Source organism: Opitutales bacterium, from assembly GCA_013215165.1.
Classification (GTDB): domain Bacteria; phylum Verrucomicrobiota; class Verrucomicrobiia; order Opitutales; family JABSRG01; genus JABSRG01.
Map to the genome: position 1 here is coordinate 1 of JABSRG010000060.1, position 24,379 is coordinate 24,379.

The 24,379-nt window shown below is 49.6% G+C and carries 17 protein-coding genes and 3 pseudogenes; 14 read left to right on the forward strand and 6 right to left on the reverse strand.

The window, feature by feature from the left end:
- A pseudogene (locus tag HRU10_12375) lies at window positions 1-367 on the forward strand (RHS repeat protein).
- Between the two features lie 1,164 nt (window positions 368-1,531).
- On the forward strand, window positions 1,532-1,777 hold the full coding sequence (locus HRU10_12380) for a hypothetical protein (protein ID NRA28031.1): 246 nt from the start codon (window positions 1,532-1,534) through the stop codon (window positions 1,775-1,777).
- 359 nt (window positions 1,778-2,136) lie between these two features.
- Here HRU10_12380 and HRU10_12385 read toward each other — a convergent pair whose 3' ends face one another.
- Complete coding sequence (locus tag HRU10_12385; protein NRA28032.1) at window positions 2,137-3,129, reverse strand: LacI family DNA-binding transcriptional regulator; 993 nt, start codon at window positions 3,127-3,129, stop codon at window positions 2,137-2,139.
- 151 nt (window positions 3,130-3,280) lie between these two features.
- On the opposite strand from HRU10_12385, the gene HRU10_12390 reads away from it, so the two are divergent.
- From HRU10_12390 to HRU10_12400, 3 genes are all read left to right on the forward strand, one after another.
- Entirely contained in the window at window positions 3,281-3,973 is a 693-nt protein-coding gene (locus HRU10_12390; protein ID NRA28033.1) for a hypothetical protein, read from the forward strand.
- Window positions 3,974-4,257: 284 nt separating this feature from the next.
- Window positions 4,258-4,554 (forward strand): hypothetical protein, encoded by a 297-nt coding sequence (locus tag HRU10_12395; GenBank protein NRA28034.1) that lies wholly within the window; start codon window positions 4,258-4,260, stop codon window positions 4,552-4,554.
- Window positions 4,555-5,259: 705 nt separating this feature from the next.
- The gene (locus tag HRU10_12400; GenBank protein ID NRA28035.1) at window positions 5,260-5,865 is read left to right on the forward strand and encodes a hypothetical protein; all 606 of its coding nucleotides are present in this window, start codon (window positions 5,260-5,262) and stop codon (window positions 5,863-5,865) included.
- 21 nt (window positions 5,866-5,886) lie between these two features.
- On the opposite strand, the gene HRU10_12405 is transcribed toward HRU10_12400, so the two are convergent.
- The 3 genes from HRU10_12405 to HRU10_12415 are packed head-to-tail and all read right to left on the reverse strand — an operon-like array spanning window position 5,887 to window position 10,260.
- Window positions 5,887-8,151: a DUF3488 domain-containing protein gene (locus HRU10_12405; protein ID NRA28036.1), complete on the reverse strand. Its 2,265-nt coding sequence runs from the start codon at window positions 8,149-8,151 to the stop codon at window positions 5,887-5,889.
- A complete protein-coding gene (locus tag HRU10_12410; GenBank protein NRA28037.1) occupies window positions 8,123-9,292 on the reverse strand; it encodes a DUF58 domain-containing protein in 1,170 nt (389 codons plus the stop codon). The genes HRU10_12405 and HRU10_12410 overlap by 29 nt, the downstream gene beginning before the upstream one ends.
- The gene (locus tag HRU10_12415; protein ID NRA28038.1) at window positions 9,292-10,260 is read right to left on the reverse strand and encodes an AAA family ATPase; all 969 of its coding nucleotides are present in this window, start codon (window positions 10,258-10,260) and stop codon (window positions 9,292-9,294) included. The genes HRU10_12410 and HRU10_12415 overlap by 1 nt, the downstream gene beginning before the upstream one ends.
- A 248-nt stretch (window positions 10,261-10,508) precedes the next feature.
- Here HRU10_12415 and HRU10_12420 point away from each other — a divergent pair, with 248 nt between their 5' ends.
- Window positions 10,509-11,228 carry a hypothetical protein gene (locus tag HRU10_12420; protein ID NRA28039.1) on the forward strand — a complete coding sequence of 240 codons (720 nt, stop codon included), beginning with the start codon at window positions 10,509-10,511 and terminating at the stop codon, window positions 11,226-11,228.
- 50 nt (window positions 11,229-11,278) lie between these two features.
- Here the strand turns inward: HRU10_12420 and glgB are convergent, their stop codons facing one another.
- Window positions 11,279-13,528: a 1,4-alpha-glucan branching protein GlgB gene (gene glgB, locus HRU10_12425; protein ID NRA28040.1), complete on the reverse strand. Its 2,250-nt coding sequence runs from the start codon at window positions 13,526-13,528 to the stop codon at window positions 11,279-11,281.
- Between the two features lie 246 nt (window positions 13,529-13,774).
- Here glgB and HRU10_12430 point away from each other — a divergent pair, with 246 nt between their 5' ends.
- Together HRU10_12430 and HRU10_12435 are read left to right on the forward strand one after the other, a co-directional pair.
- Window positions 13,775-15,826, forward strand: a complete 2,052-nt coding sequence (locus HRU10_12430) for an LPS-assembly protein LptD (protein ID NRA28041.1) — start codon at window positions 13,775-13,777, stop codon at window positions 15,824-15,826.
- Window positions 15,827-16,005: 179 nt separating this feature from the next.
- Window positions 16,006-19,182 carry a right-handed parallel beta-helix repeat-containing protein gene (locus tag HRU10_12435; GenBank protein NRA28042.1) on the forward strand — a complete coding sequence of 1,059 codons (3,177 nt, stop codon included), beginning with the start codon at window positions 16,006-16,008 and terminating at the stop codon, window positions 19,180-19,182.
- 47 nt (window positions 19,183-19,229) lie between these two features.
- Here HRU10_12435 and HRU10_12440 read toward each other — a convergent pair whose 3' ends face one another.
- On the reverse strand, window positions 19,230-20,189 hold the full coding sequence (locus HRU10_12440; GenBank protein NRA28043.1) for an AraC family transcriptional regulator: 960 nt from the start codon (window positions 20,187-20,189) through the stop codon (window positions 19,230-19,232).
- A gap of 194 nt (window positions 20,190-20,383) precedes the next feature.
- On the opposite strand from HRU10_12440, the gene HRU10_12445 reads away from it, so the two are divergent.
- From HRU10_12445 to HRU10_12470, 6 genes and pseudogenes are all read left to right on the forward strand, one after another.
- Window positions 20,384-20,857 (forward strand): DUF1772 domain-containing protein, encoded by a 474-nt coding sequence (locus HRU10_12445; GenBank protein ID NRA28044.1) that lies wholly within the window; start codon window positions 20,384-20,386, stop codon window positions 20,855-20,857.
- Window positions 20,858-20,888: 31 nt separating this feature from the next.
- A complete protein-coding gene (locus HRU10_12450; GenBank protein ID NRA28045.1) occupies window positions 20,889-21,290 on the forward strand; it encodes an ester cyclase in 402 nt (133 codons plus the stop codon).
- A gap of 232 nt (window positions 21,291-21,522) precedes the next feature.
- Complete coding sequence (locus HRU10_12455) at window positions 21,523-21,906, forward strand: GxxExxY protein (protein NRA28046.1); 384 nt, start codon at window positions 21,523-21,525, stop codon at window positions 21,904-21,906.
- Window positions 21,907-22,655: 749 nt separating this feature from the next.
- Window positions 22,656-22,901 (forward strand): annotated as a pseudogene (locus HRU10_12460) (DUF4160 domain-containing protein).
- Window positions 22,855-23,133, forward strand: a complete 279-nt coding sequence (locus tag HRU10_12465; GenBank protein NRA28047.1) for a DUF2442 domain-containing protein — start codon at window positions 22,855-22,857, stop codon at window positions 23,131-23,133. Before HRU10_12460 ends, HRU10_12465 begins: the two are co-directional and overlap by 47 nt.
- 581 nt (window positions 23,134-23,714) lie before the next feature.
- Window positions 23,715-24,323 (forward strand): annotated as a pseudogene (locus HRU10_12470) (HAD family hydrolase).
- Window positions 24,324-24,379 lie beyond the last annotated feature (56 nt).

Consider the following 24,379-nt stretch of genomic DNA (forward strand, 5'->3'; position numbering starts at 1 on the left):
CACCTGGGGCCTCGATCTCTCCGACACCCTCAGCGGAGCCGGCGGCACCCGCGGCCTCCACGGCATCGTCGAACTCAACGGCACTCACAAAACCTATCTCCCCGCCTACGACGCCATGGGCCACATCTACGCCATGGTCGACGCCGCCACCGGCAACACCGCCGCCGAATACGAATACGACCCCTACGGCAACCGCATCCGCGCCACCGGCCCCTACGCCGAGACCAACCCCATCGGCTACAGCACCCGCTACACCTTCCGCGAAATCGACCTCATCTACTACGGCTACCGCTTCTACGACCCCGAACACGGTAGATTCCTAAATAAAGACCTCATCCAAGAACAGGGCGGTAATAATCTCTATGCTGCCTTCGGGAATGACCCGGTGAACAATATTGATGTGCTGGGGCTGAGTGCTGCAGATCTCATATCTCCCGGGAATCCGTTTGACGGATCCAATGGTGGTTCCGGCGGCGGTGGGGGCGCGGGTGGATCTGGCGGTGGCTTAAATCCCGGAATTGACTTTGGCGGAGGTGGCGGTTCCGGCGGAGGCGGATCAGGATCGGGCGATACCGTGTGGTGTGGAGGCGAACCTATGCCCCTGAGCGTATGGAGGCAGTTTGCACACATGCTCGACTGCGAATTGGGAGATCCTCCGGCTGCTCCAGCTCCAACCCCAACTCCCGAGCCCGAGCCAGCACCTGAACCTGCCCCCATATCAACCCCCTCTCCGGCTAGAGTAGAAGCCCCAGTCTCCAATCTCGGCGCATCGCCTGCAGGTAGTTCGAATTTTGGGGCCTATGCTGGTGCCCTAGCACGCGGTCCGGCTCAAGGCATTGCAGATATTCTTAATGGTCTACAAGACATTAGTGCAGGATTATTGAATGCTCTCCTAAACAGTAGCTGGCAAGGTAAAGCACGCAGTATTCGAGGGCTCTCACCCGTAGAATTTGTTCCTTCACCTGATTGGAGCCAAGATCTGTTTGTTCAGGATGGTGCCGGAATTTATAACCAAGACTTAAACAAAGTTATTGGTGGGGGTAGTGCGGCTCAACTCTTGCCGATTGGCATAGGGCGTCTTGCAAATGCAAGTATTAGCAGGGCAAGTCTTTTAAACCAGGCAAGAGCACTAAGGAATCTTGGTGTTGATCGAGTCGGACGTAGGGCATTTCTCAACGGCGATGTGGTTCCATTTCAATTCGCAACAAGAGGAGGTGATCCGGTATTTGGCTTTGCCCAATTCAACAATAGAAGGCTTGTGTCTCAGCTGTTCTCAATAAGTAATCCAGATTCTGCTGCAGCAACGCGAGCCCTTTTACAATTCCGTAATCAGTCTCTTAATCTTGGTCGCCGACTGGGAGCATCAAGTATTGAGCTTCAAGGAGGTTCAGTTGCTAATCCAAAAGTAGCGGAATTTTTAAAGAGGCAAGGTTTTCAAATAAAAACTGTACCTGTTCCAGATGTGCTTGGTGGTGGAAACCAAGAAGTCTTTTATAAGATTATAGATCTATAGTATCGAAGGACGAAAATTATGAGCGAGGATTTTTCAGAATTTGAAATAATGAAAGCAGCAAATGTATCTGCTGAAATGGCATATCTCTACTCTAAAAAGATTGGCTTAGACCTATTTACTCAGATTAGAATGCTAAGATCCGTGTATGAAATGAGCATTCAAGAAGCGAAGGAGGTAACTATAAAAGCCAGCGGTACATCCAAAACCTTAAGCGAACACCAAGAGAAGTTATTTCCTGCATTAAAGAATATTTTGAATTTTTAGCTGAGAACCTAAAATTTTACCACTTTTTTTGACATCGTACTTTCGCTCAAATTGTTGTCGTAGGGTTTTGGGCGGTTTTGCCGGATTGAGGTCGTATTTTGTGCTCATTTTTGTCGTAGTGTTACGATGAAAAAGGCCCGATGAGTTTTATTCATCGGGCCTTTCTTTTTATAGAAGGGTCAGTTGCTGAGGGTCGGGTTGTGGGGGATGTTTGCGACGTTTTTGGCGGTGTAGGATGTGGTGGGCTTGGGCCAGGGGCGTTACGATGTCTTCGGGGCGGTTTTTTGACCGGTTTGGATTGAGGAGAGTGTCAAGTTATGGGCCTCCATAACTGTCAAATCAAATCGTGACTGTCTTATTTATTTGCGCGCAGAAGAGGTCGTATTTTGCCTGGTAAATTTGCGCAGAGTTTTTCCCTCATTCCAATCGGCCTCATGCATGATAGATCGAGGCCGCTGGGGGATACCAAAGTCGTTACAATGCAATTGGGTCACCACCATATCTACGGCTGAAGCCCCCAGGGCCTCAAATGGAAGTAAAAAGCCAGATAAGTCTTCCTGGTGTTTGGCTATACTCAAAGAAGCGAAACCTATGCCGTTTGGACCAATTGGTAGATTTGCGTCGAGTAGGGGTCGAATCATGCTTCCAAGGCTTGTGATGATGGCATCGGGTTTGCACTTCTCACTCCAAGTTGCGTAATCATCAAGCTTCCATGTCTCGACATGCTGTTTCGCACTCAGAGGACATAGCCCGTGCTTGAGACAATAAGAATCGAAAATGTAGGTCGATGCATGGTCAACGCGCGTCTCCATGTCAGACCGACTCAAGTAAGCAATCTTTTGATAACCGCGTGTTTGGAGCTCTTCGAGACACCGCTCCATTGAGTGATAAGTGTGAATCATCGTATGGTGCAAGTGGGGTTCAGTCAACGAGCGCCCAATTCCGACAACAGCTAACTGATCCCAAGGGAGGTGCTTGATTTTCATAGATTGTTTGAGCGGGCCGATGATTGCGCCTCTGATACCACGAGCGTAGAGAATACGAGATGCGGCTTTTGAATCTGGGCCCAAATCGCGCAATTCAATTCGGTCCAAATTGTATCCCAGCGCATGCGCCCTATCGCGACTGCCATTTTCTATGCGACTCACAGATATATTTTGGCTCGTGCGTGAATGGGTGGTAATCCAAGCGAGGTTTACGTCCTTTGTGGCCTTACCTTTGCGAACGTTGGACATGAGGGTTTGCACCAAAGGATTCGGGCGATAGCCTAATGTCTCAGCTGTATCCTTTACTTTCGTTACAGTCTCTGCACTGACGCGTCCCGTTCCTCGTAATGCTCGCGAAACTGTCATGGTAGACAATCCTAGATGTTTCGCGATGTCCTGCATCGTTACAGCCGCAACTTCTTTTCGTCGCGCATTTCTACTTTTTTCACGCATTTGAGTTACGATTAACACATCACCTGCGTTGGAATACGATTCTTAATATTTCATAAACTCAACAATGAAACTTAAAATCTTACTCATTGTAGCAGCTCTTACCTCAGGCGGAGCCGTAGTTGCCCAAACTTCGGTTATTTTCGACTCGGTAAATCGACTCAATTTATCCAATGACGGAAATGTTGAAGTAGACAATACCTCTAACCACTCTCTCTTAGTGGGAGACTCAGGGTCAAATAGTAATCGTTTTTTTGAAACCATTGCAATTTTTGATATTGAAGGATTGTGTTCGGAAATAGAACAAGCTGCTTCGATTACACTTGAGCTTGACTACAGCGAGGTCCTCGGGGCTGGTGTTTCCGGAATTACTGCTTACGGGTACGAATCTGTTATCGGTGATGCGACTGGTCCAAGTCAAAGATCCCTGGCACTCGCGGGAACATCCGCTGGAACCGTGAGCAGTTTTTCGCAAGGGTTGACTGGGGGAACCGCAGTTTGGGACACTACATCGATCGTTAAAGCTGCTAGTAATAATGATGCAGATTATATCGGATTTTTATTCACTTCAGGCATATCATCGAATGACGGCAACAGCACGGCAGACGCGGTGAGATTTTTCAGGCAAGGCACGATTGAGAATGGTTTGTCTCTAGAAATTGCTGCAATTCCTGAGCCGTCAGTATTTGCAACATTTGCAGGTATTCTTGCGTTTATCTGGGTGTCGTCACGACGGTTGAAGGCGAATGTAAAGATCTGATACGATTTTTCACAAACGACTGCGTGTTCTCAATAAACATGAGTGAGTCACGGGGCAGCCTCTTCAATAGGTTATGTAGATCGTTGTGATCGGGTCGTCCTGTTTTGTTGATAAACATATCAAAGATCGGACGGAACGTATCGGTGATCTTCAGAGGCGATTACCTCAAGCCTATTGAGGGTGCAGTGTTATGTGGGGGGTGCAATTGAAGGAACGGGGAGTTTTTTTTGTAGAAACACCACTTTAAGGTGCACAAGCGTTTACTAATATGAAATAGGCTTGGGATGGCTGATAAAAAATCCTCTCCAAAACAAGTCGAACAATCGGAGCTCAACGCCCTCCTTTCTGTTCTCAAAGCGGATCCGCTACTATTCGATCGGGTCAAAGAAGTGGTCGAACTCAGTCAGCCCAGGCAGGGGCAAAGCACCCGGATTGAGGCTGTCGAAGACGAACTCGTTGCCAGGATTAACAAGCTCGGGCAGCAGACACTCAGTTCTTTTGGTGAAGCAGTAGAACACCAGCAGCTACGGGATTTACGCAGCCAACACAATGGCATCCAACAGCGCGAAAAAAAACGCTAATTTACTACAGTAGTTTCGGTGAGGTCCACACCGTCGAACGCCTACTGCGCAGTCCTCAACGTTCTTACATTCGGATTCTGCCCCAAGCCCTCGGAATTGGCGATAAAGGCCATACGCGACGCCTCCAGCGCGCGTTGAGCGACTTTGGATTAGGTCCGGCGCAAAAGGGGTCATTCTAAGAATTCTTGATTTTATGAATTCCGTTCTTTCCCTCATAGCATGGCAAGAAAGATTCGTACCGAATTTCCAGGAGCGATTTACCAGCTGATCAATCGTGGAAATTATCGATCATTCATTTTTGAAACCGAAGGTGCTAAGGTAAGCGTCCCTTAGAGCACCTCATCAAGTAGCAGACGGTTTCCAGTTTTACGTAGTCAGGCTGTAGATGAACTCGGGATCGCTGCGATCTTCACGAGCGAGGCGATTGAGCACTTCAATGGGTTTTATCCATCGGGCCTTTCTTTTCTACAGAAGTGTCAGTTGCTGAGGGTCGGGTTGTGGGGGATGTTTGCGACGTTTTTGGCGTAGGATGCCGCCTGAGCTGTGGGCGATGAGGTGGAGGGCGATAGCAGCCCTATGCAAACCCTCAGCTAGCCTTCCAAATCCGCCCCGTACTTAAACAGTTACTAAAAAAACTAAGAAAAGCATCGTCATGACGTCTATTGGCGGCTTGAATTTGCGCGACTCTGAGACATTCTTATCGCTATGGGGTTTTTTTTGAGCAACGAAGACGAAGAAGCGGAGAGCAGCGAAGTGCTCACAGATGCTGATCGTGTGGAGTTGGTCAAAGCAGTATTGGCAAGCGACGATGAGAAATCGAAGAGAGCGATTTGCAGCCTCGTCCAGTTCCGAGAAATCGCGGTGCTTTACGAAATTATGAAATCCCCCTCAGCCAAAGCGGCAGCTTTAGCCGAGGGGGGCATCTGGGAGATTTGGCATTCAGCACACGGAGAAGAGATTCAAAAGCAGATTGAACGGGGTATGCGTTATTTGGCTTCCGGCAAAGCCAGCGATGCACTGGAAGTCTTTCAAGGCCTCATGCATACATATACCGATTGGGCAGAGCCTATGTACAAGGCAGCTACCGTGCTTTATTTTTGTGGAAAATTAGATGGCTGCTACCGCATGAACAAGAAGGTGGTTTCTATCGACCCTCTCCATTTCGGTGCTTGGCATGGAATGGCTATGAGTGCCTTACAACTGGGTCGAGCTGAAGAAGCCAAGGATGCCATAGAACACGCATTGGCGATTCAGCCGCATTCGCCTTGCCGGGAAGATTTGTTATCCTTTCTCGAGACAATCGCGGATTAATTCACGGTTACCTAAGCGGCGCTAAGCGTCGGTTTTCACAGCACGTTTGCGATCAAGCATCCATTTCTGGGCATCAGCGAGCGTCCTCTCTGGGCTCAAGGCTGAAGGGGCGCGACTGAAGCGAAGTGCATCGAGTTTGTTAAGCAGCTCGGCACCGACCTCATCGGTTCCATGGTCTTTCTGAAATCCCATAAATCTGATACGCACACGTCCCGCTCGTCGACGCCACACAGCCTCCTCATCAGTGCCTGAACGCATCCACCGACGGAGTGCAGTCAACCTTAGCAGATCTATCATCCAACGCTTCAGCATCATTATCCCGATAAGGAAAACCAGAGCGGTGACCATCAAAACTCTAAGCCAGAGATTTTGCTCCCAGAGAGTGACCCAATTTTCAATCTGCGACTCTATAAAACTAGTGAAGTCCTCTTTGATGGTTTGGATCGTAGTCTTAATAGCATCGGTAAAGACTTCAACCAATGCCTCTTGACTAGCTTGGTCGAAATTCACGATGCGCCGATACCATGCAATACGCATACTGTCCACCCAAGCCTCCCAACCGGCTTCCATCTGATCGATATTGAGCATTTGTCCCTGTGGAAGATCGAGCGAGTTCACAGCACCCGGAGTGGGATCCCATCGTTGCCAACGGTCTTCAAGAAAAATCTCCACCCAGGCATGGGCATTGCGATTCCTGATAATAAAATATTCCTCCACTGGATTCCACGACCCACCGCTAAAACCTACTGCAACCCGGGCCGGAATACCTTCGGCGCGGCAGAGTAATACCAGTGCACCGGCAAATAACTCACAGTGCCCCCCAGATTTCGACTCCATCCAACGGATCAAAGGGTCTCCAATCTCTGTTTCATAAACAGGCTTCAGGCTATACCCGTGATTACGTTGTAACCAGCGAATGGCAGACTCCACGAACTCGATAGTCCCAAGACTTTGACCATTATTGATTTCCGACACAAATCGCTGAAGGATTTCATAGTCCGTCGGAAATAAGGGAATGCTCAGCTGTGTTAAGGGATACTCGACCGCTTGCATAATATCGCTCTTAGGTCGGTCGATGATGGGAGCAGAGGTCGGCAAAAGAACAAGATCAATCGGATGTGCCAAGTGCTCGCGTGCATTTACCATCGATTCAATCTGGTAGGAGAAAACACTAGCGCTCACCTGATCTACCCGATAACTGAATCCAGCAGTATTTTCGACCAACTGATGACGTTTGGGAAAGCGCACACTGAGAAACGGCCCTAAGTGCGGCAAATACCTACTTACGTTGCCCTCCATGTAGAAAGTCCAGGCACCCGAGCTTACCCGCGGTGAGTCTTCGGGCACTAATCCTGTAAACTGCGGGAAATACTCTACATCCGGCTGGCGCGTCCCAGCTTCGTAGTCTTTCTGTCGCATCGACTGCGAAGCAATGAATCGCCCGTCATCGTAATAATCCGCAACCAGCATCCGCCAATAGGGATTATCGGGAATGGCCTCCCGCGAAGGGGCATCAATGCGTAGGGCAACGGAATTATCTTCGGTGATTTCGGTTACTTCGCCAAATTCGATCGTTTCGGTAAATCCAGACCTTGCCTGAGCCTGGACTTGAAGAAACGGGATATTCTGATCGAGCTGAAAACGGGGAATTAGGACGAAGATCACCCCAGCAATCGCAAACAGAGCGAAAAATGTCATCAGACCCGCAAACGCCAAACGCGATCGCAGCCCCACCCTTAATCTTCTCGCAAACGCAACCCATGAGAAATCCAGCCAATCCGACTTTTTCAGGAGGCGATCTTTGTCCTCTTCAGCCAGATTCGTGATGAATAAAAATAGCATCGCAACAGGCGTAAAAAGGATAATTTGACCCGCGAACAAAAGGCTCACGGTAAGCACGCCAGTGAGCACCAAAAGGAACATAGACAGCAGCAGTATTTGAAGGTCTTCGCGCCGCGTTCGGAAAGTGCACCCACGGATCAAAAGAATGAATACTACCAAGCGCACGAGTGGCTCCAGAAAACTGGCCCCCGCTATCACGAAGTCGCCGACTGCGAAGAGAACCATCAAACCAGTGAACCCACGCCATGCCGTAGCGGGTATGTTGGGCAAGCCACCTGGCTTGAACATCGCAAATAAGATCAATGCGGAAACGACGAAAATCTGAAGATCTGTAGCCGCACCAAGACTGGATGCCGTCCAGAGGCTTATTAAAGCCAGAACACCACCCAAAAGCCATTTCAGCCGCAGTAGATCGTTATTGGATCGTTCTCCCCACGCACTCATCTCTCAACCAATATTCAACAGCCGTACCTTCTCCCGGCTTGAGGTAAATTTCATTCTCAGCGAGCAGGTCAGGCTGCTGCCACGCCGCCTTTCCTCGCTGAATCAAGGCAAGCTGGTCCATCACCGCATACATATCTCTAGGATGGAAAATGTTTACGGGCTCATCCTCATCAATGCGCACACTGATCAACTCTCCACGCCGATAGAAGTCTTCCGCAACAGAAGCCACTGCACGGACAGCATTCTCAAACATTTCCTTATCGCTCCAAAGCTTCTTGGAACTGGAGAATGCCAGACGCATCCCCTGCCCGCCATCATTATCGAACTGCTTAACCAAAAACTGCTCGCTGCGTGCTGACGCCTTCCAATGGATGCTACGCAGATCGTCACCTTCTTGGTAGATACGCAGCCCCGCCAAATCATCCCCCGCGCCCACCTTATAGCGCTGTCCCTGACCTGCTCTGGGACGCCGTCCGGCTTGCAAGAGTAACCGGTACTCCAGGCGCTCGGGCCAAACAATCGTCTTGTGCGCAATCGGAACGCCAATTGTCTTCTTAAAGAAGCCAAAAGGATACTTGCTTTCGATTCCAGAGACGTTCAGGCAAAGCTCACCCCGCGCCTCCGGGGTAAAACGCCAAGGCATTTCCGCTATGCGCTCCGAGAAGAGAACCCCCCCGTGAGTTAACGGTTTGTAGCGACCAGACTTCCCAAGCCGTACGCGGAACCAAAATGAAAATGTCGGCAGCCATTTCTTCTCATTCTTTACACGCACACTTACGGTGCTTGGCTCAGCCACCCGAAGATGCCTCGGCACATCGAGCATCCAAGAGATCTTCTTGAAATTAAAAAAAGAGAGGAAGCCGCTCATAACTAGGCTGGAGAGAATGAGGGATAAACTCATGAACAAAATATTGCTCGATGTGTTGTAAGCGGCTCCTCCCATAGCCAATGCAATCACCAACAGCGCCCAACCGGAAAAAGTTAGACGCATCCGATAGTATTTCGGCGGGACGATGAAACTTGAAAATACGCGCAGCCAACGCCATCTCCGATTGCGGACCTGATAAGCACCGGCCGGTGAGCGCCACCCTGGACTCTCCGGCGTTACAATTCCAACAGCTTCTGCAACACTGCGTCCCATCAAACAGGTTCGGGAATGGCCTCAAGGATGCGCCCGAGTGTATCCTCGACAAGATGACGCTCCTCCAGCGTATCACTACTTTGACGATGCGTGCTAAGACGGTGCACAAACACCTCCTTGACCACAGACTGCACATCTGAGGGCTTCACGAATCCCCGACCGTGTAGCAAAGCATAAGCTTGAGTAACCCGTTTGAGCGCGATCGCCCCCCGAGTACTGATCCCTGCTCGAAATTCCGCCTCAGTGCGCGTCGCTTGAACAATCGCAAGCATGTAGCGCAATACTGATTCCTCCACAAATATCTGCTCTAAATCCCTCTGCATTGCCGCAATCTCGTCGAGACTCATAATGGTCTCTGCATCAATACTGTCATAACTCAGCTGGGGATTTCGCAAAATCTCCAGCTCGGCATCCTGCTCAGCATAGCCCATGAGCAGACGCATCAGAAAACGATCCATTTGGCTCTCAGGAAGCGGGAACGTACCTTCGAAGTCCACCGGGTTCTGCGTGGCAAAAACCATAAATGGTGCAGGTGTCGCAAACGTTTGGCCATCCATACTGACGCGCCCCCGGTCCATCACTTCCAACAAAGCCGACTGCGTTTTGGGTGTAGCGCGGTTGATTTCATCGGCGAGCACGATGTTTGCGAAGATCGGACCCTTGCGAAATTCAAAAACCTCGTTTTGCCGATTAAATATGGACACGCCGAGCACATCAGAGGGCAAGAGATCGCTGGTGAATTGAATGCGGCCAAAACTCCCCTCAAGAGACCGCGATAGGGCATAAGCCAAGGTCGTCTTACCCACGCCAGGAAGATCTTCAATCAACACATGACCGCCGGCTAGCATGCACACAATTACCTGATCAATAATGCGGTCCTTCCCTCGGACCGTTTTTGACATGTGCTCTCTCAGACGCGCGAGCTGGGTAGCGTAGGTTTCTATCGTGTGCGATTCGGGTGCGAACATTGCCATGGGGTGTTATCAAGCTTTTAAAAAGATTAGTGTAAGCTACAAAGCAATAATCGACACCTACGTTCCCAACTTTTTAGCAAACTCATCGAGTAAATTCAGTCTAACCGCGGAAATCAAAAACACAATCCACAACGAACGCCCCAATCCTTCTCATAAAAAACACAACCCAAGCCACGCTCTATTTTGGACGGAACGGAACCCTAGTGACACTTCTCGGTCCGACTTTCAGATCTACGCACACCATGGATTCACGCACCGCATCACTCCTAGCCTGCCTCGTTTCCCTCGCTTTCGTGGGATGTGAAACGAGTAACCGTTTCATTGTAAATGCGATGAACGCCCCCCAACCCCTCGGCAACACACGCACGTTTTCTTTAGCTGCCGCGGAAGCCGCCCCGGCAGAAGAGTCGCTTATTTTTAAAGAAATGTCTCGCTACATGGAGACTGCCTTACTTGCAGAAGGATTTCGCGCGGCCGCTCCGCGAACTGAACCAGATTTAATCATCGAACTAGATTTCGATGTCAGTGAACCGAAAACCCAAGTATTTGAGCGACAGGAACCTGTTTATATCAACTACCCAGATCGCCACGTCCGCCGTGTCGTCTACGTACGCAATCCAGATGGAAGCAAGACGCGGAAGGTTGTCTATGCATTTCGCCCCGGACGTCGCACCCTCGTAGGCTGGGATGACGAGCTCTACACTAAGACGGTTTATGATAAATACCTCACCATTCGCGCTTATGCCTCAATAACTCAGAGCGATGGTACTGAACGCAGCCAGGAAGTCTGGAATGTGGAAGTGTCCAATACCAACGACAATGGAGATCTCCGCTATTTCCTGCCCCGAATGGTGGCGACCGCCATGCCATATTTTGATGCAGACACGCAACAACTCCAGACCATCGACTTAAAAGATAGCGATCCAGACCTGCTGCTCGTCCTCAGCCAACCTACGATTTAGGATACACCGGCACTCATTGCCCACACACGCTACCCAGCCTCCAGAAAACATCAGCCTAAGATAAAGACGAGCGCTGACATCCCAGGGACCTTGATCGTCAAAGAATCTTCATACCCGTCGCACTCGGATTTGACAGACTGAGCCACGCCCCCATTACCCATGTTGCGGCCGCCGTAGATCGCCGCATCGCTGTTAAATACCTCGAGCCACACACCGTCTTGCGGCACACCAACCTTATAGGCATCGCGGTTGACCGGCGTGAAATTGCAGACCACCAACATCTGGCGCGAGCCTTTGCCGTCGCGCACAAAACTAAGTACTGCATGCTCTTGGTCTTGGCAATTTATCCAGCGGAAGGCCTCTGCATCACTATCACGCTCCGCGAAGTCTGGGTTGTCTAACAGTAAAAAATTGAGATCGCGCAGAGCCTGGCTGATCCCTTCGTGATCCTTATATTGTAGTAAATGCCAGTCGAGTGATGCGTCATAACGCCACTCACCCGATTGGCCAAACTCGCCCCCCATAAAGAGAGTATTCTTACCAGGCCAGGTCCACATTAACGCGTAGAGGAGGCGAAGTTGCTGAGCTTTCTCGGGAATAGAACTAGCAGCCATCTTCCTCAGCATGGACCCTTTCATATGCACCACTTCATCGTGGCTGTAGACTAACATGAAATTCTCAGAATATTGGTAAAGCATCCCAAACGTAAGCCCATTCAGGTGAAAGCCACGGTAGATGGGGTCCCGACCCATGAATTTTAGCGAGTCGTGCATCCATCCCATGTTCCACTTCAAATCAAACCCGAGGCCGTGTTCCTTTGTCGGCCGTGTGATTCCCGTAAAAGAAGTAGACTCCTCAGCGATAGTAATGACCCCTGGGTAAATCTCGTGGACGAGATCGTTCGTCGCGCGCATAAATCGGATCGCTTCGACATTCTCCTGGCCTCCCCATTTATTGGGAATCCACTCGCCTTCTTCACGCCCATAATTGAGATACAGCATCGACGCTACTGCATCCACACGCAGTCCATCGATGTGGAAACGCTCAATCCATGATAGCGCGCTCGCGAGGAGAAAATTATAGACCTCGTTACGGCCATAATTGAAGACCAGTGTCCCCCATTCCTTATGCTGTCCCTGTCTTGGGTCGGCGTGCTCGTAAAGATGCGTGCCATCAAACTCTGCTAGAGCAAACGCATCTTTGGGGAAGTGTCCGGGCACCCAGTCCATAATGACTCCAATTTCATTTTGATGGAGATAATTCACCAAATACATGAAATCCTTGGGCTCGCCAAAACGATGCGTCGGGGCAAAAAAACCAGTAACCTGATAGCCCCAAGAACCATCAAACGGGTGCTCGGCCAACGGCATAAACTCAACATGGGTAAAGCCCATACCTTTGACGTAATCGACGAGTTCCGGAGCCATTTCACGATAGGAAAACGGACGATCCCCATCCTCTACCACACGGCGCCAACTCCCAAAGTGCAGCTCGTAGACATTTATATTCTCCTTCTTCCAGTCGGTCCGTGCACGTTTTTCTAACCAATCCTGATCATCCCAAGCGTAGCCCTTGAGGTCATAAACGATCGAAGCATTATGCGGCGGCGATTCAAAAAACGAGCCATAGGGGTCCGCCTTCAATTGAAAAAACCCATGGGACCCCTTGATCTCATATTTGTATTGTTCCCCTTCGAGCAAACCGGGAATAAACAACTCCCAAACCCCGGAACTGCCCATCCGCCGCATGGGATGATAAAGACCATTCCACTGATTAAAGTTCCCCACCACCGAAACACGTGCTGCGTTGGGTGCCCAAACTCCAAACCGCACACCCGAAATGCCGTCCACCTCCACTAGGTGAGCCCCTAAGACGTCATGAATTTTCAAGTTTTGCCCATCGCTGAACAACTGCAGATCGGACTCATCAATCTGGGGCAGAAATGAGTAGGGATCATAGAACTCACGGATCACGGAATTATCGTGAGATACACTCAAACGATATCTGAAGTCACACACGGCGATCTCAGTGGACAGAACTAATTCGTAAAACCCCGACGCGTGCACCTGCTTCATTGAGACACGCTCCAACACGTCCCCCCCATCAAGCACCACGACCTCGACAGCATTTGAGTCTTTTACAAAGGCCCGAACTATCAACGAAGTATCCTTGCCAGTCGCATGCTGGTGAACACCCAAAACCGCATGCGGCTCAGGATGATCACCGCGCAAGACAGCTAATACCGGATTTGGCAGTATGGGCTTGGGAGAGATTCCAGAAGCAGACGTCACAGCAGGCATAATCGTGACAATTACACCGACCTAAAGCCCTTCAAGTGCATTCGATCACCAAGCTCCAAAAAGAATATCCCTTACAAAATTAATAATTAGAGCGTCATCACCTGTGAGGTTTAAAGCTTGTGGAAAATACTCAGCCTCTATGATGGCATCGTGCTTATACGAGTTTTCCTCACCTGCTGCCTCTTAACCTTTTGCGCACAATGGGCGTGGTCCAATGCGGAACTGACATCGGACGAAGCCCCCACAATGAACACAGACACCGGCGAGTTCATGGCTCGGGGCAATGCTTTACTGAGCGACAAAGACCTACGCTTAGGAGCTGATGAGATTCGTTATGATCCCCGGCGCGGTATTGCATTTGCAAAGGGGAATGTTCAGCTGACGCGCAAAAATCTTCGCCTTTTAGCGGACGAGATATCTTACAATATTCAGACCGAAGTTTTCACCGCTGAGAATTTCCGAGTCGGCCTCCCCCCGATCATCATAGAAGGAAATAAGCTCCAAGGATCCAGCACCTCCATCGTGGTCGTCGATGGCGTATTCTATTATGGCGAACCGGGACCCTTTACCCTGCGTGTGGCAGCCATGAATCTCGAGATCCTCCCAAACTCGGTCTATCGTGTCCGTAATGCACGATTCGCTCTCGGATCCATTCCGTTCATCGGAACAGGATCCTTTTCAAGTGATGTGCGGGGTCGCCCCCTAAGCATCGACGGCACAGCCGGCTATCGATCGCGCCTCGGCCTCTACACACAAACAACGATCACTACCTCAATTTGGGACGGAGTCGATATCGGTGCAAACCTGGACCTCTATACCAGTCGCGGGATTCTAATCGGCCCGGCGGCAAATTACTTTGGCGAATGGGGCGATGCTGAGCACTCGGGGGAACTCTCGACAGGTTGGATCTACGACCTCGGCGACGTCGAAATCTCTGAACTCTATCCAGGAGTCACTCCATCGACCGATCCAGACATCCGAAATCGTGGATTTATCCTTTGGAGAAATAGGACCCGCATCCTGGATTCCTTAGAGGCTGTCGCGGTAGTAAACTATCAGTCCGACGCCGATGCCTTGCGCGATTTTCGGAACGACATTTTCAACGAAAACCAGGACCCGGATAATTATGCGAATATCACCTGGTTCCAAGATCCGTGGGTATTGTCATTATTCACGCGTTTCCGACTCAATGATTTTCAGAATGTAGTCGAGCGCCTTCCAGAAATGAGGGCTGACCTGCCCTGGACGCCATTCTTTGCAACAGATGCCTTACAACGCGCGCATGTCGCAGCAGCCTATTTGAAATGGGATCCCGATCCCGTCGGCGGCCTCTTCCCCCAGCTCGACACACGCACACCGATCACAAACGACGCACCTTTCGAACAAGGACGCATCGATGCTGGCTACGGCCTCCTCTACCCCATTCCCCTTGCCGAAGGCGTGACCTTTACCCCAAAGGCAGCCGCACGGGGATTGGCCTACACCAATACACGCGACGAAGGTAGCAACAGAGATACAGAATATCGTTTTCTCGGAGAGTTGGGTTTTGATGTGAACGCCACCATCTCGGGCGAATGGGACTATGTGAATGAGTATTGGGACATTCATGGCATCCGACATCTGATCATACCCACCATCGAATATAGATATCGCACCGGAGACTCGCTAGATGCCAGTCAGATTCTTCCGGTGGACTTTCGCTTCCAAAACGTCCACAAGCCCCCGACAGACATCTTAGATGAACGGGGTATCGATGTCATCGATCCAGATCATTTCCTTCGCTTGGGCGTTGGAAATACTTGGGCCACACAAACCCAAGAAGGTATCAACCGCACCCTAGCTCGGGCCAATATTTTCTATGACTGGCAACTCGAAGACCAACGTTACCTACAAAACTTCAACGCGGTCTATACCGAGCTATTTTTCTCCCCTGCCGCTTGGATCGAGTTGGATATCTACTCCAAATTCGATGCGGACCAGTCCACACTCGATTCCCTATCATCGCGACTGACCCTGCGATCAGGTGACCTCTGGAGCCTTAGCCTACTGACAGCCTACCTGGACGACGAAATCGAACAGTTTTCCACTATTTTCCGCTACAAATTGTCGGAGCGCTTTTCATTCAATAATCGTCTACGTTACGATGTCCGAAGAAATGGCTATGCCGAGCACAGTTATTCCATAGGCCAGCGACTCGGCAACAATATCCAGATCGAATACGGCGTCCGCTTCGCCAGCCAGTCAGACAGAGAAGATGACTTCGGCATCGCCTTCAGAGCACGGTTTGTGGAGAACTGATAGAAAAAGCAGATGAGTCCGAAGAACTTTCCAGATCTTCAACACTCCCCGAACAAGGACTATGTGATTTTCACAGTGCCAAAGTCTAATCGTGATACAGTCAGGCGAAATATCACATATCTTTAGGCGAAAAATTTGTGCGACCGAGCGTTTGTGTTGGCAAACAAAAGATATTAGATATGACTAACTCTATTGGGAAGACGGGAAACAACAAACTAGACACTCTCTCTGCATCAACAATTTCGCAGAAAGTTGAAGAATTCTTAGAGGACATCTTATCGCATGAGACTTTCCCTAAAAACGATCGAACCTTGCAGGACCAAATCGATACTTATAATCGATCAAGCGATTTAGATACAACGCCTCACAAGATTCTACAAAGCTCAAGGGCGGCATCTCAAAAAACGAAAAAGATCACTGAGATTCCCCCAGAAGGCATTCTCATACATGAACCTGGGAATTACATCGTGGCACTCAGCAATGCAAGTTCCTCAACGCTTAAATGGTCCCCTACTTCAGACGTCGCGGCAGCCATCACCATCGTTGCTAACAATGTAACCCTGGATTTCGGAGGTCATATCCTAGACACAGATATCCAAGACAGCTCCCAGCACTTGGTGGGAATATTCGTATTCGGTGCGTCTAATGTATGTATCAAAAATGGGACACTCACCAATGTCGGGCTTTACGGCATCCAAGCTGAACTCGTCTCATCCTTAAGCATAGAGCAAATCAGCATAAGCGGCTTAGAATACCGCAACCTGAAAATTCGCGGAGCTGCACCAGCGGGCATACGCGTGAACATGGCAAGTGACGTATCTATCACCGGGTGTGCGTTGCAATATTTTTATACCTCGGCAGATAGCTGCTCAGGCTTGATGCTATTAAAGACGATCGGGGGCACCGTAGAAAACTGCACAAGCAGTGATATCTATAACTATGCAGGAGAAGTAGATGGCTTTGGTTATGCAATGTGTTCTGGCATCAAAACAACCAACTGCCATGCCAAACAAATCCAGTCTCATTTTGGAGGAAACATCCGAACAGGTGGACATACAGTCTTAGGCTTTTTGCCCACGCTGTGCGATAGTCTTAGCTTTGATGATTGTTCAGCAAAACAAATTATCGGAAGCTGTGATGATTGCCACGGCATGTCCGTCTTTATCGACACCAACGTAACTGTTAGCCATTTTGTCGCGGATCAGGTGACAGATGGTGTCACTCAATTTAATTCTGGCGCTAAAGCTACGGGCTTAGAAATTTACGGTACTAACATCCAGGTCAGCAATAGCACCGTCTCTAATATAAAAGCGATCAACCCTCAGGACCGATTGAGCACAGGCTTTAGTGTATGGGGAGCGAACATCAGGTTAATCGACTGCCATGCCTACAATGTCTCAGTTCGCAACGATCTAGCAAACCCTGACATATATCTCGGAACTGGCACTGGTTTTGGCTGGGCACCCGACCCGCGGCTTTATCACACAGGAGCCACGAATGTCGTCTATGAAAATTGTTCCGCCAAAAACTGTCAGGTAGCTTTTGACACATGGAACCACATCCGCGGCCAATGGAACAATCCTTCCTACGAAAATTGCGCAATCAATATTCTCGTGGAGCCAGGCGGCACCCGGACCGTTTACGGCAAGCCGTGCACAGAGTGTAACCCAGCCGTCGAGATCTCTGTCAAGAACCAGGCAAAGCATAATACTTACCCGGGTTCTCCCCCTAGTAACACAGCCAATTTCCGTGTTCCCTACCCTACAGCGAATATCAACGGACTGAGCATACCGAGCGCTTTGTCGCGGATAGAAGGGGTCGACTCTCAGTGGTGGTTTTACGTTGGCCTACTCCGCGATAACACCGGAGAGAGCCATTCATTTGAGCTGACCTTTATTGAACCTGGCAATACGCTCGGTGAATCAGGCCTAACAGCAGTCGATTTCGATTTTTCGTTCAAAACCGCCGACAATCACTTCCATGCGACATCCACCTACGGAGGTAACATGCTTCCAGAAATGATCCAGTCAGTGATGAATGTAGTCGGCCTAGGAAGCGTGAAAGCTGAAGATCAAACCTACACGATCGATGTTAAAGGCCTAACGGGCTCAAACATTCAAGTCACCTACGACGCCGCCAAGAGTGTGCCGACCGCTTCTATGTTCACTGGAAAGGTCGGACAACCGGGTGCCGCTTATACTCTTAAAGGCACAGGCAGTACGTGGCTCTGGAAATATCCAGAAACGGGACAAGGAGAAGCAGCTCCTTATTCTTACTCGGTAGACATCGACCTCATTGATGAACGCGGGCTCGTCTCGGAGGGCTTGGGCTCGTATGTCGGAATCGATCCTCTGCATCCTCCAGCCACTCCCAAGAATAGCTCAGTCGAGTATGCTCAGCCGCGCCTGCGCGTGACAAACTGGACTATAACTTTAACTCAAACTCCTGCATCTACCGATTCGGCTCAGGCGCTCGAGGGCTTCGAACCAGAATACAGCTTCACCAACCAACAAGACGCATCGGGGCAAATTTGGTTGGATAGGCAGGCCCTCTTTCAAGCCCCTCAATACCCCACTCAGCCCAAGCTAGCAGCAGTGACAAATGCCCTAGCCGAAATCCAAAAAAATACACCTCCGGCTCAGATACTAGAGGGTTTCAATGCATCTCAGACAAGTCAGAAACAAACCGAGTTCGCAAAACGGATTCAGCAATCCATCTCAACCCACGCGACAAATGCATCGGCAAGCAAACAACTCTACGTAGGATGCTGGTTACCTCTTATTTTAACCGAAGGCACATACGCCGGATCTACCCTCCTCTTCGCTGTATTTTGGAAAAAGGCCAAACCCATAGCGGACTATGATACGGAAACGGATGCTTACCCAAACAGTTTTATGAACCTCTATACCGGGCTTCTCGGCGACAACGCTTATGACCTCTATTCTGCATACACTCAGTCAGATTGCTTGAATCCGGCTCTTGCAGCTAAAGAGCCCACCAAATCGCCGAAACCGAACAACTTCCGCATTCAATTTACCCAACAATTTCAGAGCATTGGCGATCTTCCAGATCCGCAACGATGGGCTAGCGAAATAGAAGTCACAGTCAAAGCGTATTCACAAGCTCGCTACGCGCTCTCTGCCTATGCGAAACGTGCTGATCAAGTCGAGGCTACTGGAATCGATGCCGATCTTACGTTCACCATCAAAGCCTTGAGCCCCTATACCACGACGACGCCCGTATCATCGGACTTCAGTCCGCCCATTTATGAAGGAGCCAGCCTGATCTACTCAGAAAAGGGAACTGAAATTGGCACCGGCTGGATAGAACAAATGGTAGGTGCTCCGGAAAGCTGAATTGCGGCAATCCAGCCCAACCTCCTCTTCGGACCCCTATCCGATACTCAAGGATGCATGGGAGCCTGAGCACGCATACGATGTTCTCGCGGGCTCACCCCGCGAACCCGCTTGAATGCAGAACTCAGTGCAAACGCGCTGCTATAACCGACTCGCTCAGCTATAGTATCCAGGGTCTCATCTGGTTCAGTCAGCAAATCTGCTGCGAGTGCCAAACGCCACTGGGTTAAAAACGCCATCGGCGATTGCCCAACGACATCCTGGAACCGCCTAGCCAATGCAGATCGGGAGACTCCCACCCGAGACGCAAGCGTATTGAGAGTACAAGCTTGGGCGGGGTCTTGATGGATCATCTTCAAAACGCGGCCGATCAAGCGGTCTCCTTTCGCCTCATACCAGGGTAGCGTCGAAGACTCATTACGATCGAACCACTTGCGAACGGTGGCGATGAGTAACATGTCTAACAGACGATCCAGAACGGCCGCCTGGCCCGGGGCATCTCGAGCAATCTCTTCATTGAGCATTGGGATGAGCGGAGACTGCCATTCCTCATGCTTCACCCAAAGAAGGGGCGGTAAAGCTTCTCGAAGCCGATCACTGACATCAGTCATAGACTCATAGCTCGCAATGAGCATGAGTGTGTGCGCCTCAGGGTCATTTCCCCAAGTCCGCGTCCCCAGCATCATTTCATCATAGAGCGAACGTCCATCCGGGGCACGGCAGTCTTGACCCGGAAAAACATAAATCGTCGGTTCAGTGTCCGGATGATCGGAGACGGTATAGCTCCCGGGTGCACGCGTAATTGCTACATCGCCGGGTCCCAGCCAAACAGACTTCCCATTATCGTGCTGGATGTGTGCCTCTCCCCGCACCATCGCGATCACCGTCAACGGCGAATCTGCCTCAATGCGCAAACTCCATGGAGAAGCCAACAAGCCCCGAAGCGTAAAAGCACCACGTGCTCTCGGCCCCTCTAGTAGCCCACTAAACTCATCAAATTTATTCATTTTGGACGCTGACGCATGTAGCTGAGTATCGTGGCTATGTTCAGATCTCCTACACTCTGCTAGCTTAGTGCCATCATGAGTCATTCATCACACAACACATCAATTAAGAAAGGAAAATCCATCCTCGTCATCGGCGCTTCAGCTTTCGACCTCGAGCGCTGCAATCCCACCGGGAATACACAGGAGGTCGTATCGTGAGCACCTGGATACAACTTATCTCCCTCGCCGCACTCACCGGGACCGCACTGATTGGAGGGCTCCTCTATGCCTTCTCAGTATGCGTCATGAGAGCTCTGTCTCGGCTGGAACCCCAAGCAGGCATGCGCGCCATGCAGGAAATCAATCGGGTGATTTTAAATCCGATCTTCCTTCTATCTTTCATCGGAACCGCGCTGCTTTCGCTGGTAATCATCCTTGCCAAAATAATTGGAGTTGGAGACGTCCCCTTCCCCACTTTTTGTGGGGCTCTTTTGTATGTTCTTGGAGCCTTTATTATCACTGCCGCTGGCAACGTTCCCCTGAACAATAAGCTCGATACCATAGACCCAGAATGCAGCACAGATTTCTGGCAAATCTACCTCAAAAAATGGGTCCCGCTCAATCACCTCCGCACCATCGCTTGCACCCTAGCAGTCATCTCATACGGCATTGGATTCATCCAAATTTAATTCGGAAACTTCAAATCACAAACGAGCAATAATGAACCATCAAGAAACAGCCCAAAACTTCATCAGCGAAGCCTTCAATCGAGGAAATCTGACGATCATTCAAGATACCATCCATCCCGATTACCGCTGCAGCTCACCGACAGACACCATGGAAAGTCCCGAAGAGCTCACCGGCTTTATCATCGCTCTGCGTGCGGCATTCCCCGACCTCCATATCGCAGTGACACAGCAACTAGAATCCGGCTCTACCGTGGTCACCCGCATTCGTTTCACAGGCACACACCTCGGCACATTCCTCGACATGCCACCCACTCACCGATCGGTCGACATTGAAGGCTGCATCATCAGCCAATTCAAAGACGGCAAGATCCTCAAAGAATGGGAAATCCTAGATCAACTCACCCTACTCAAACAACTCGGTGCAGCAGCCTAGCCAGCCAGGCCCACTGGCACTAATCCAAAAAACCACAGCTAGATCTTCAAGACTTCGGACCTGCTTCACTAAAAGACAGAAGAACAAGAGATACCGACGGTTCGGAAAAACAAATCTCTGCGTCTCTGCGCGAGACTAAATCCAAGACTCAAAGTAAACACACACGCCTTAGACACCCACGAAGCAATTTTTAAACTCGCGCGGAGACGCAGAGGCGCAGAGGTTTTTCAATATGCACGAGAATGAAATCGGTGATGAAATCATTAGCTCTGCCATTGAGGTTCACAGAGAGCTGGGTCCAGGTTTACTCGAAATCGTCTATGAGGTCGCACTGGCGCATTTATTGGTCTCGAAAGGTATCCAATGCGAAAGGCAGGTTCAGATCCCAATTCAATTTCGCGGCATCCAGTTTGATGAAGGCTTTCGCGCAGACTTGATCGTATCGGACAAAGTCATCGTAGAACTTAAATCAAAGACACAAATAAACGCAGCTGACCGAAAACAAATCCAAACTCAACTGAGGCTCACCAAACTCAAACTAGGCTATCTTCTAAATTTTGGAGAAGCTTTATTGAAAGACGGCATCATAAGAGCCGTAAACGGCCTAGAAGAATAAACCTCAGCGCCTCAGCGCGAGGCTGAACCCCGCATTCAAAGCATACCCATCGCCGTCAACCGGCACGAAGCCAGCTCCTCTCCACGCTCGGAAACGCTCAGGTTTTTTAGTATGCACGAGAATGAAATCATGGGCCTTTAAAAGCAGGTTCACAGTCAGCTACATCTTCAAGATTTCGGAGCTGCTTCACTCAAAGGCAGAGGAACAAGAGCTACCGACGATTCGGAAAAACAAATCTCTGCGTCTCCGCGCCTCTGCGCGAGGCTAAATCCAGCATCACAGGCACATAGCAAATATTGCCAGTCAAAGTTGATGGCGAGTGCCATAACACCCTCACGGAAAGACAGAGGAAAAGAAATTCGCGTTCATTAGCGGATGGATCCAAATGCCAGAAAGTCCAACTAGCCAGTGCCTGCCCGTCGCAACGATCGAAGCGGACTCTTTCCCTGCATTCTGGGCAGAAACAAAAAGCGATGTTGATCGTCTTGGATAGTTGGTGATTTCGGCTGGAGCCAGGAACATTGAGGGCCCCATGTTTTGTCCTGAATATTCGCCAACCTACTATGCTTTGTACTTTGATGATCCTTGCGGAAATCGACTAGAGGTATGTAATAGAATCACTATTAAAATAGAGAGACTCGCCGGACAAAACAAAGCTCACAATGTCGGCTAATGCCGCGATCAGAGCACGTCAGCGTTCGACGGAAAAGAATTTGCACCTCTTAAAACGGTGGCTACCTTTACCATCAATGAGTCCTACGGTCTTCTATCACAGAAACTACCGATTTTTCTTCTTTTCTCGTTAAGAACCACGGATGCATATCCACATCTATGCTCCCTCTGGAGAGGCAAAATTCTGGATTGAGCCATCAATCGAACAAGCTGTAAGCAAAGGCTTTAATTCGAGAGAACTCCGAGAAATCGAAACCCAAATAAAGGAAAAAGAAAATGAAATCAGAAATGAATGGAATCGGCACTTCGGAATCAATTCCTGACATTCAGGTTCAGGGAATCTCCCCGCATGGTTTTTGGCTTTTAACCAAGGAAAGAGAATATTTCTTAGACTTCGAATCATTCCCGTGGTTTAAGGAAGCAAAGATAGACCAGATCTTTAGCGTCAAGCTGTTGAACGGGCACCACCTGTTCTGGAATGAGCTCGATGTAGACTTAGAACTCGATTCTTTGGATGAACCAGAGAGATTCCCTCTAGTATCGAAAACATCCTAAACAATCGAAGGTCGAACAAAAATAAATGAGAAGGCACCACAGAACTGGATTCCTTCTAAGAAATATGTGCTCAAAAAGCAATAATCTCACGCCCACTTCGCTCAAGGCACAGAGGCGCAAAGAAAATGCTGGATGATAGTTGAGTCACAGGCAGTTCAATCGCGGTATGGGTTGGCCAGCAACAGACCAATCATCGGCAATTCTGGGAATCAGTCGAAATATGGATGATTTGAGCTGAATCCTCACGGCATGAAGATAGCAGGAAAAATTAGCGTTAATTCGCGTCCATTAGTGGATAGATCCAAATGCCAGAAACCCAAATAGCTACTACTCAACCGTAGCAATCCCGCCCATCCCTATCCAAGTGGACTCTTCCCCCAAAGACCTCACCCCACTATCTCTTTCCTCGCCCCAATATCGCCCCAATATGCCAAAGTACTTTTAACCACTATCAACCCGCGTACGCGAAGCACACAACCAAGCACATGATGTTCAGCCACTTCCGTCTCACCATCACAACTAACATGAGTCCCCAGGATTATCAGGATGATTCGTTGATATAATACTAACTGTTTAGCAAAATGAGCAACGTCGGATTGGTGATTTTTGATTTAGACGGTACACTTGTTGATAGCGAGAAGCTTTGTAATCAAGCGTTCCTGGATCTTATACCTGAATTAGACCTTACTGTCGATCAGTAGGTTTGTCGTTTTCGTGGATCGAAGCTCTCCGTGATAATGGAAGGACTTTCGCGATTGATAGGCAGACCGCTGCCCAGTGATTTCGAGGCTGATTACAGAATTAGAGTTACAGAGTTATTTGAGTCTGAATTAAGACCGATGCCGAATGCTGACGAGGTCCTCACTAGGCTCGACGTTCCCTATTGTATTGCTTCAAGTGGGCCTCCGAGTAAGATACACAAAGCACTTGAGGTTAGTGGTCTAGGGCGATACTTCGATAACAACGTCTTCAGTTCGTATGATGTTCGATCATGGAAGCCTGAGCCTTGGCTATTTTTGCATGCCGCGCATATTATGGGCTTTTTGCCTGAGTCATGCTGCGTGGTAGAGGATAGCTTACCCGGCATTCAAGGGGCGAACGCCGCCGGAATGAGAGCTTTCTGGTACAATCCACAGGGAGCTGAAGAATTAGGCCTAGATGTAATTACTATTATTAACTCGCTAATATAATACATGACTTTCACCCATGCATCATTCATCCTTTCAGGCATGGAAAAACGAGATGC

Excerpts from the sequence above, each read along its gene's own strand:
- HRU10_12420 (NRA28039.1), top strand. The coding sequence starts at position 10,509 with ATGGATTCACGCACCGCATCACTCCTAGCCTGCCTCGTTTCCCTCGCT.
- HRU10_12390 (NRA28033.1), top strand. The coding sequence starts at position 3,281 with ATGAAACTTAAAATCTTACTCATTGTAGCAGCTCTTACCTCAGGCGGA.
- HRU10_12380 (NRA28031.1), top strand. The coding sequence starts at position 1,532 with ATGAGCGAGGATTTTTCAGAATTTGAAATAATGAAAGCAGCAAATGTA.
- HRU10_12455 (NRA28046.1), top strand. The coding sequence starts at position 21,523 with ATGCACGAGAATGAAATCGGTGATGAAATCATTAGCTCTGCCATTGAG.
- HRU10_12395 (NRA28034.1), top strand. The coding sequence starts at position 4,258 with ATGGCTGATAAAAAATCCTCTCCAAAACAAGTCGAACAATCGGAGCTC.
- HRU10_12440 (NRA28043.1), bottom strand. The coding sequence starts at position 20,189 with ATGAATAAATTTGATGAGTTTAGTGGGCTACTAGAGGGGCCGAGAGCA.
- HRU10_12415 (NRA28038.1), bottom strand. The coding sequence starts at position 10,260 with ATGTTCGCACCCGAATCGCACACGATAGAAACCTACGCTACCCAGCTC.
- HRU10_12410 (NRA28037.1), bottom strand. The coding sequence starts at position 9,292 with ATGGGACGCAGTGTTGCAGAAGCTGTTGGAATTGTAACGCCGGAGAGT.
- HRU10_12400 (NRA28035.1), top strand. The coding sequence starts at position 5,260 with ATGGGGTTTTTTTTGAGCAACGAAGACGAAGAAGCGGAGAGCAGCGAA.
- HRU10_12450 (NRA28045.1), top strand. The coding sequence starts at position 20,889 with ATGAACCATCAAGAAACAGCCCAAAACTTCATCAGCGAAGCCTTCAAT.
- HRU10_12435 (NRA28042.1), top strand. The coding sequence starts at position 16,006 with ATGACTAACTCTATTGGGAAGACGGGAAACAACAAACTAGACACTCTC.
- HRU10_12405 (NRA28036.1), bottom strand. The coding sequence starts at position 8,151 with ATGAGTGCGTGGGGAGAACGATCCAATAACGATCTACTGCGGCTGAAA.
- HRU10_12385 (NRA28032.1), bottom strand. The coding sequence starts at position 3,129 with ATGACAGTTTCGCGAGCATTACGAGGAACGGGACGCGTCAGTGCAGAG.
- glgB (NRA28040.1), bottom strand. The coding sequence starts at position 13,528 with ATGCCTGCTGTGACGTCTGCTTCTGGAATCTCTCCCAAGCCCATACTG.
- HRU10_12430 (NRA28041.1), top strand. The coding sequence starts at position 13,775 with ATGAACACAGACACCGGCGAGTTCATGGCTCGGGGCAATGCTTTACTG.
- HRU10_12465 (NRA28047.1), top strand. The coding sequence starts at position 22,855 with ATGAAATCAGAAATGAATGGAATCGGCACTTCGGAATCAATTCCTGAC.